Source organism: Kocuria atrinae C3-8, from assembly GCF_000286355.1.
GTDB classification, from domain to species: domain Bacteria; phylum Actinomycetota; class Actinomycetes; order Actinomycetales; family Micrococcaceae; genus Kocuria; species Kocuria atrinae_A.
Genome location: NZ_AJXN01000015.1, coordinates 1 through 7,578, shown reverse-complemented (window position 1 = coordinate 7,578; position 7,578 = coordinate 1). Strand labels below are relative to the sequence as shown.

Here is a 7,578-nt window from a genome sequence, read left to right as displayed (position 1 = left end):
CGCCTGGGCCGCGGCGTGGGTGCGGTACCCGGCCCGGTCACGAGCGCGGCCAGCACGGGACCGCACCTGCTGATCCAAGACCACCGCGTCACGCTCGTCACCAGCGCTTCGGATGCGCACGCACTGATGGACCGCAATGGCTCATCGCAGAGCCGACCGGAGGGCCGGACGGCCCCGGGATCGAGCCTGGACCCCGGACAGGCGCAGGCCGAGCGCGACGAACCGGGCCGCCGCCTGTAGCTCCGCCTGCACTTTCAGAGGGTGCGGCCCTGCCGGGCTCGATGGTGAGGTCCGGCTGCTCGGTGTCCGGGGGCTGCTGGCTGAGCTGCTTCGCCCGCTTCAGAGCGGTCTCGGCGCGGGCGGCGTCGATCTTCTGCGCATCCGACCCCGCGACCGTGCCGAGCGGGGTGTCGTCGGTGATCTGGTAGCGATCCCGGTACGCCGCGACCACCTGCCGAACCGCCGCCACGCCCCCGCCGTCTTCGCATCCGCAGGCTTCCTCCCGAGCGCGTCTGTCCACGACGCTCCCTCGTCCAGGTCCCGCGTGAGGACGGCGGCGGCGCGCTGCTCGATGAGCTGCTGCCGCTCGGCAAGGGCCTGGTGCATCTCCGGGTCGGTGACCCCGGCGGCGTACGGGATCAGGCCGGCGATGAGCCGTGGCGCCTGCCGAGTGCGGCCGGAAACGGCGGGGCGGGCAGTGGCACGGGCAACCCGGTGATGGAGGACGGAAGCGATGTCGTCAGCATCCGCGAAGCCCCGCGCCCGCACCAGCGCGGGAGGAGGTCATCAAGGTCGTGGTGGTTCGCCTCCGCCCGCCGAAACTCCGCCGACAGGGCACCATAAGCATCAGAGCCGAGCACCACATCGACCTGCCCCTCCGTGAGCCCGGAAGTTTCCAGGAGAGACGCCCAGCGGTCGTGCTGGCTGGCCTGGGCGATGGTCTCGTACTCCGCGGCGATCTGACCGATCGACCCCCACCGGTCCTGCTCGACCTCGATGGTCTCGTGCGCGGACAGCTCAGCCCCGACGTGCTGGAGGACCCCGTAGAGCACGCTCCGCGCTGTGGCGTCGGGGTTGTCGGACGGGTGCGGGGCGACATGGGCATCGTCGGCGGTGTCGGTGGCGACGTAGGCGTGGTTCCCGTGCCGACCCCGGGTCATCGCGACGTAGAAGTTCTCCCGCGTCGTCGTCGCCGTCACCACTGCATGCGCGGTATCGACCGTGATCCCTTGGGCGCGATGCCCGGTGATCGCGTACCCGAGCTCGACCTGCTCCGCCACATACGCGGCGGGCAGCACCATCGACCCACCGAACCGGCGCCCCTCGGGCCGGACAGTGATCGACCCGTCCTCGCTGACATTGGTGACCGTCCACCGGTCGCCGTTGCGCACCCACGATCTCCCGTTCTTCGACCGCAGATGCCGGTTGTTCTCGCGCGTGATGACCCGATCACCCTGCGACGCACTCGTCCCGTCATGCAGGACAGCCTCCCTGCCGGGGGTGATGGTGCCATCGAGGATGAGATCGGCGCGGGCACGCTCGTTGAGCTGGGTCACCGTCTCCCGCGCCTCCGCGACGAGGATCGACGCCTGCCCAGCCTGCACATCTTGTCGCCAAGCGCTGTAGGCGGCGTCGACCATCGCGTCCTGATCCCCGCCGCTCACCCGTCCGTGCGTGATGAGCGTGTCGATCGCGGTGGTGCGGCCGTGACGCAGATTCAGGGAGTTGGCCTTCTCCCACCGTGCGGAGAACCGGTGCACGTCCGTGAGTTCGGGGGCGTCGTCGCGGTCGTGCACGAGCATCCCGACGCCCCACCCGCATCTACCGCCTGCAACTGCGACCAATCACCCACCAGCAGCACTTTCGCGCCGGCGTGTTCGGCGAGGCCGGTGATGCGGTCCAGGGAGCCGGTGCCTGCGAGGGAGGCTTCATCGAGGATGACGAGCTGATCCTTCTCGAAGGTGTCACCGTGGACGAGGTGCATCTGCACCAACGGGCTGTGTTGTCCGTCTCGATCCCCAACTCCTCGCCAAGCACCTGCGCCGCGGCCGCTGACGGGGCGAGCCCAACCACCGAGCCGGTGCCGTGCTGCTTCTCCCACGCCCGTTTCAGGGCGTTCATTGCCGTCGTCTTGCCCGCACCGGCAGGACCGACCAGCACGTCCACAATCCGGCCAGACACGGCGATCCTAGCCAGCACTTCGGCCTGATCCGGCCCGAGCCGCCGCCCCTCCAGGTCAGGTTTGCCGGTGATCTTCTCGACGGTCGCGAGTTCGACGGTCGGGCCGGCTGTGGTGTGGGAGCGGTCGAGGAGACGGTCTTCGGCGGCGAGCAACTCCTCCGTCGAGAACAGGGTCGCGGCGGGGTGGCGGAACCGGCTCGACCCGTCCGGGCGGCGGAACAGCAGGGGGCTCGACGCCAGCTCCGGCGGGGTGAGCCGGAGCGATGCCTGTTCGGCGGCATCGGTCACCATCCCGGTGATCGCCTCCCGATCGGACGCCGTCGCGAACCGGACGCCCATGAGCTGGCGGGAGGCCTCGGCGTGGAGATTTCCTCGCCGCCACGTCGACCGCTTCTCACCCACCACCTCGACCACTGAGCGGCCGAGGTCGGCGATCGTGTCCAGCGGCACGTCATCTGCCCGCAGCAGGACAGTCTTCTCCGCGGTGGTGGTGACGGTGCGGGCCCACCCGGTCGCGTCCTCACCCAGCAGGATGCCGGCGCGGCGCCGCCAGTCAGTGGTGAGGTCCGCGAGGGAATGCACCTGCTTGGCCGGCCGTGTCGCGAGCGTTGCCTGCGCCCGGAGCTTCAACACCGTCGTCGCCGAGGGCTCGCGGCCATGCCTGGCCCTGTAGGCGTCGATCAGGCGGGTCTTCTCCTGTTCGATCTGCCGGGTCCGCGAGGAGAACCCCGTGACCAGCTCCTCGGGCACCGGGGCGAGTTCCCACGCTGGGTTGCGGTCCCGGCCCCGCTCCCTGGCCTCCCACTCGATCCCGAATGTCTCGGTGATCCGGTCCGCCAACGTCGCGTTGTACAGCTCGGACAGCGCGACGACCGAGGCATGCACGGGCCGACCGGCCAGCGTTCGCCACTTCTGATCCTGCACCGTCAGTACCTTGTTGCTCACGACAACGTGCGTGTGCAATTGCGGGTCACCACTGCGCGAGTCGTAGTGATCGAACGCTGTCGCCAGAACGCCGGCGACATCGGCGAAGGCGACCGCGCCCTCGGGTCCGGCCGCGCCGACACGGGTGGTCGCAACCTCTCGTTCGAGGAACGCAACCACCTGCGCAACCGCCTGGTGATGCGCGTCCGCGATCAGCGATTGCGTGCCCGCGTCCGCAACACCCCACAGCGCCGACAGCGACTTCGGTACCGAGAACGTCAGATCGTAGCCGGCGACCGCACGACGTGTGCCGCGCTCGGCCTCTGCCGACTCGATGGCAGCGGCTTCCTCGGCACGGCTCACTGGCCCGAGGTTCGGGTCGAGGTCGGCGACGCGCTTGTCGACGCGTTCCTGCACGCTCGCGTACTGCCGGTACGCCTCACCCAAAGGTTCGCCGGTGATCGGGTCGCGGCCCATCCCGACGAGGAGCTGGAGCTGTGCTTCCGAGACACGCCCACCTTCGGTGAGCTCGCCGGTGGCGAGGTACGGCAGACCCGACCCCATCCAGAAGCCGGGAGGAGTTCCCTCCTCCGTGTAATACCTCGTCAGCGGAGTCGCGAGGTCACGGTCGCCATCCCCGGCGGCGACGGTGCGCAGCAGGTACTCGTAGCCGTCGCCGGCACTCATCACCCGCATCGAAACCGTCACACATGCTAGGTGGGCGATGGGGCACCAGCTCGCGGAGTGGGAGACTTGAGTGGTGAACCTTGACGAGTTGCTCCAGGTGATGGATCGCGCTGCTGCGAACCTCGCCAAGCTCGAAGCAGTTTGGGAGCGCGCCCAACCGATGCTTCCCTCTGGCCCCAGTCGTGGGTCAAGCCGTGAGTATGACGACCTGCGGAGGGCGTGGAGCGCGTTACTATCGGGCCTACCGCCAATTGACGGTTGGACGGTTACCGAAGAACTACCCGACGCGGACGCCGCTGGTCAGGCGTTCATTGACTACGCCGACATCGGGGAGCCCCCGTTCGCGCTCATGAATCAGCTGGAGGAACCAGGTAACGAGCTCGATGAATACCGATTCCGGCTGGCCCAGGCGCGGCGTCGGGCAATTCACGAGCGGCTGAACGACCTCACCTCGACCGTAAACGAAACGCTTTCGCGGATAATCGAATCGGTGCCGCGCGATTCAACCGATCGACTGGACGATTCCAGGACGGCCACAGTCGAGGACGCGATCAGTGAGATCGAACGACTACTCGGAGACACAACCGAGCGCGGAGGACGGTGGGGTGACCTTCACCGTCACATGCACTTCGGGCAGGGCCACGACTGGCACGACATAGTTGAGATGGATTGGCCCTCGGTTCGAACGGACATAGAGGCAGCGAGCCTGGCGGAGTCAGACCCGCTGCCTGTGCCTGGGATCGACCTCGGCGCGGCTGCCTCTGCGAGACCATCAGGAAGGGCGAGTACCGGATTGTCGTGGTCCGCTCTCGACGATGACGGGTTCGAGCGACTGCTGTTCGATCTTCTACGGGCATTTCCGCGCTATCAGAACGTTGAATGGCTGATGAAGACTCGCGCGCCCGATCGAGGACGTGACCTCTCAGCGGAGCGTGTCATACAAGACGACGGCGGGACCACTCGAACCGAGCGGGTCATAGTCCAGGCCAAGCACTGGACCAGTAAGTCCGTCGGTCCGTCTGACATCACGGGCACCCTCGCGACGCTTTCGCTGTGGGAGCCGCCCGTTATTCGCGCGCTTGTCATCGCAACGAGTGGGCGGTTCACAACGGACGCGGTAGCCGTGGCGGAAAAACATAACGCAGACGGAAAGCTGCCCTTCATCGAGCTCTGGCCGGACAGCCGACTCGAAACGCTCCTGTCTCAGCGACCCGATCTGATAGCGAGCCACGGGCTCCGGCCATGAAATGGCTCGGGCGCCAAGCATGGGTATGCGACACCTCGCCCCGTCGCCACCACTACGTATCCAGGAAGTCCCACTCGCTGCCAAGTACCCAACGCAGCGCAGAGAGCTTGCCATTGAGCATCCCGAGCTCATAGTCGGTGTAAGGCCCCAACTCGCCGGGCTCGGTGTAGGTTCCCTCGACGCGCTCGCGCGCTGGGCCAGCTATCGCCTGCAACCGTGCCAGCTCCGGTTCGTCCCCAGCCGCACGCAGTCGGTATTCATGTTGGAGGGATCGATGGTGCCAGATGCGGTCGAAAAAGGCCCTTTCTGCGTCAACGATCTCGCCAAGACGGCGTGGCTCTTCAACAAAATCAGTCTCCGCGAACAAGTCCTCGATCTCGCTGCCGAAATGAGAGAGCAGAACGTCGTTGAGTCCGTCAACGCCGAGCGCATACCTGGAACCGTCCACCGCGAAGACTTCGGCAACATCGGGGTGAGGGTGCCGCTTGTCACCATCTGAAACCGAGAAGTCAGCGCTATTCGACGTGACGAACGCATGGGGGTTGCGTAACAGATCTGATGCACGCGTGGCCGTTGCATAAAGCTCGAGAAGCAACGCATCCGCGACACTGTTGCGCGCACGGTGCAACGGGGCGCGCTTGGACAGACCGCGTTCGACCACGCCACCGTGCTCGGCATCGGTCGGCTCAAGCCTCCGTGCCTTGCGCAAAAGTTCGAGCACCTCATCGAAGTTGCGCGTTGTCATCGCACCGATCAACGGCACGTCCCGCGCCAAATCGGCGATCACCTCAACGGCCTGCGCGGTATCGGCACCACCGTAGTCTTCGAGGTCCTGCTTAATGAGCTTGAACCGCTGAGCCACGCTAGCTGTCATCGCAGCTTCGATCCGCTCCCGGTTTCGCTCGAACTCTTCGATCACAAGATCAGGAACGAGGAGTTCCACGTGCTGCTGATGCACCAACAGCCGGAGCGCGACAATCCAGCGCTGCCCGTCCCGTCGCTTGGACAGGTCGAGCCAGGTGGAGGTGTCAACGAGTAGGTGCAGCACGCACTCCAGTATCCGTCATGCACTGTGATGACTTGGGCACCACACGGCCCGGCTACAGCTCGGCGCGGCGCGTCCACGGCCTCTGTTGAAAGACGTGTGGCGGCTCATGAGGCGGTCGGAGACGGGCACTGATTCGGGCGCGGTCTGTGCGTGGGCGGTCGTCTGATCTGCTGCGATCCCGGGAGGGCCGTCCGGGTTGAGTGCTGCTGGTGTCGGTGGTCGTGCACCTGGCAGGTGATCTGTCCGGCGAAGGACTCCGCGAGGGGTCTGGGATCGGGTTCACCGACCTGCCGGAGTCCTCATGCACGACATTCCTTCTTCTGGTACCCGCCCGCTCAGGGTCGACTCGCTGTTCAGCGGCTACGGCGGTCTCGACCTCGCCGTCGATCACCACTTCGACGCAGAGACCATCTGGTACACCGAACTCAACGAGCACGTCGTCCGCGTCTTCTCCCACCACTGGCCCGACGCGCCGAACTTGGGTGATATCGGCACCATCGACTGGAGTCAGGTTCCACCGGTAGACATTCTCTGCGGCGGGTTCCCCTGCCAGGACGTCTCTACGGTCGGCAAGCAGGCCGGCCTCGCAGCCTTCGTTGATGCAATCGGTGCGACCGCAACTCTTCGCGACTTGGAATCCGACCCATGGGGTCTGGGAGTCGAGCCAGCTTGACCTCTTCGGACACTCGGCGCCGTTATGCCGAGCCGATGGTTATGATGACCGTCGCTTCGGTGCACTGGCGGCGGCGGGTGGAGCACGAAGCCAGTCAGCATAACGATGAGCGCAGGTTGACGGGGTTCGCTTGATCTGACCGAGCGATCACGGTGATCGCTTGGCATCAGGTCGAGGAGGATCTCATGTCGAAGGATCGAGTGCGTCAGCGTGTGGACCCCCCGCATACGCTGCGCCACACCTGCGCGATGATGCTCCTACACGCCGGGATCGACACCGCGAGCATCGCGCTCTGGCTCGGTCACGCCACGATCCAGACGACGCAGGTCTACCTCCACGCCGATCTGGAACTCAAACGCCGCACGCTCGACTGGCTGCCCACCATCGGGAACCGGCCGCCCGCGCGCTATCAAGCCTCCGACGCTCTCATCGCGTTCCTCACCGACCGCTGACGCTCGTGTCGCCGACCTGACTGACGCCGAAGTACTGTTGGAGTGCGGCGCGCAATCGGCGTCGCACAGTTGAAGGAGGTGGTCGGCATGCCGACGCTTTCTCTGATTGATGACGCCCTCGGCAGGCGGGAGTCATAAAACGCTCGTCGAGGTTCCGTAAGACCGTGGAGGACCTCACGGCTGGCGACCGAAGAAGCGAGAAGCCCCGACCTGGGTAACCCCAGTCGGCGGCATTCCGAGTTGGTGACAACTCGGCATCCAGTGCGGATGGCCCAACCTCCGAGAGTGCGAAACCAAAATCAGGAGGTTGGCGACCCAAAGGGTTGCAGAGGTGGCGGTCAGGTTATCTGGCCCTTCACAGATGAGC

Annotated in this window: 4 protein-coding genes and 2 pseudogenes; 4 read left to right on the top strand and 2 right to left on the bottom strand. The window is 66.1% G+C overall.

Annotated features, from left to right (window positions below; all coding sequences use genetic code 11):
* A pseudogene (locus YO9_RS16385) lies at positions 1–240 on the top strand (DNA processing protein DprA); the annotation flags it as partial.
* 55 nt (positions 241–295) lie between these two features.
* On the opposite strand, the pseudogene mobF reads toward YO9_RS16385, so the two are convergent.
* Positions 296–3,801: pseudogene (gene mobF, locus YO9_RS0102240) on the bottom strand (MobF family relaxase); the annotation flags it as partial.
* Between the two features lie 61 nt (positions 3,802–3,862).
* On the opposite strand from mobF, the gene YO9_RS0102235 reads away from it, so the two are divergent.
* Positions 3,863–5,038: a restriction endonuclease gene (locus tag YO9_RS0102235; RefSeq protein ID WP_016996060.1), complete on the top strand. Its 1,176-nt coding sequence runs from the start codon at positions 3,863–3,865 to the stop codon at positions 5,036–5,038.
* Between the two features lie 52 nt (positions 5,039–5,090).
* On the opposite strand, the gene YO9_RS0102230 is transcribed toward YO9_RS0102235, so the two are convergent.
* Complete coding sequence (locus tag YO9_RS0102230; protein WP_016996059.1) at positions 5,091–6,086, bottom strand: PIN domain-containing protein; 996 nt, start codon at positions 6,084–6,086, stop codon at positions 5,091–5,093.
* Between the two features lie 301 nt (positions 6,087–6,387).
* Between YO9_RS0102230 and YO9_RS0102225 the strand changes: the two genes are divergently transcribed.
* Positions 6,388–6,759 (top strand): DNA cytosine methyltransferase, encoded by a 372-nt coding sequence (locus tag YO9_RS0102225; RefSeq protein ID WP_016996058.1) that lies wholly within the window; start codon positions 6,388–6,390, stop codon positions 6,757–6,759.
* A gap of 185 nt (positions 6,760–6,944) precedes the next feature.
* A complete protein-coding gene (locus YO9_RS0102220; protein WP_223285976.1) occupies positions 6,945–7,211 on the top strand; it encodes a tyrosine-type recombinase/integrase in 267 nt (88 codons plus the stop codon).
* Positions 7,212–7,578: the final 367 nt, after the last annotated feature.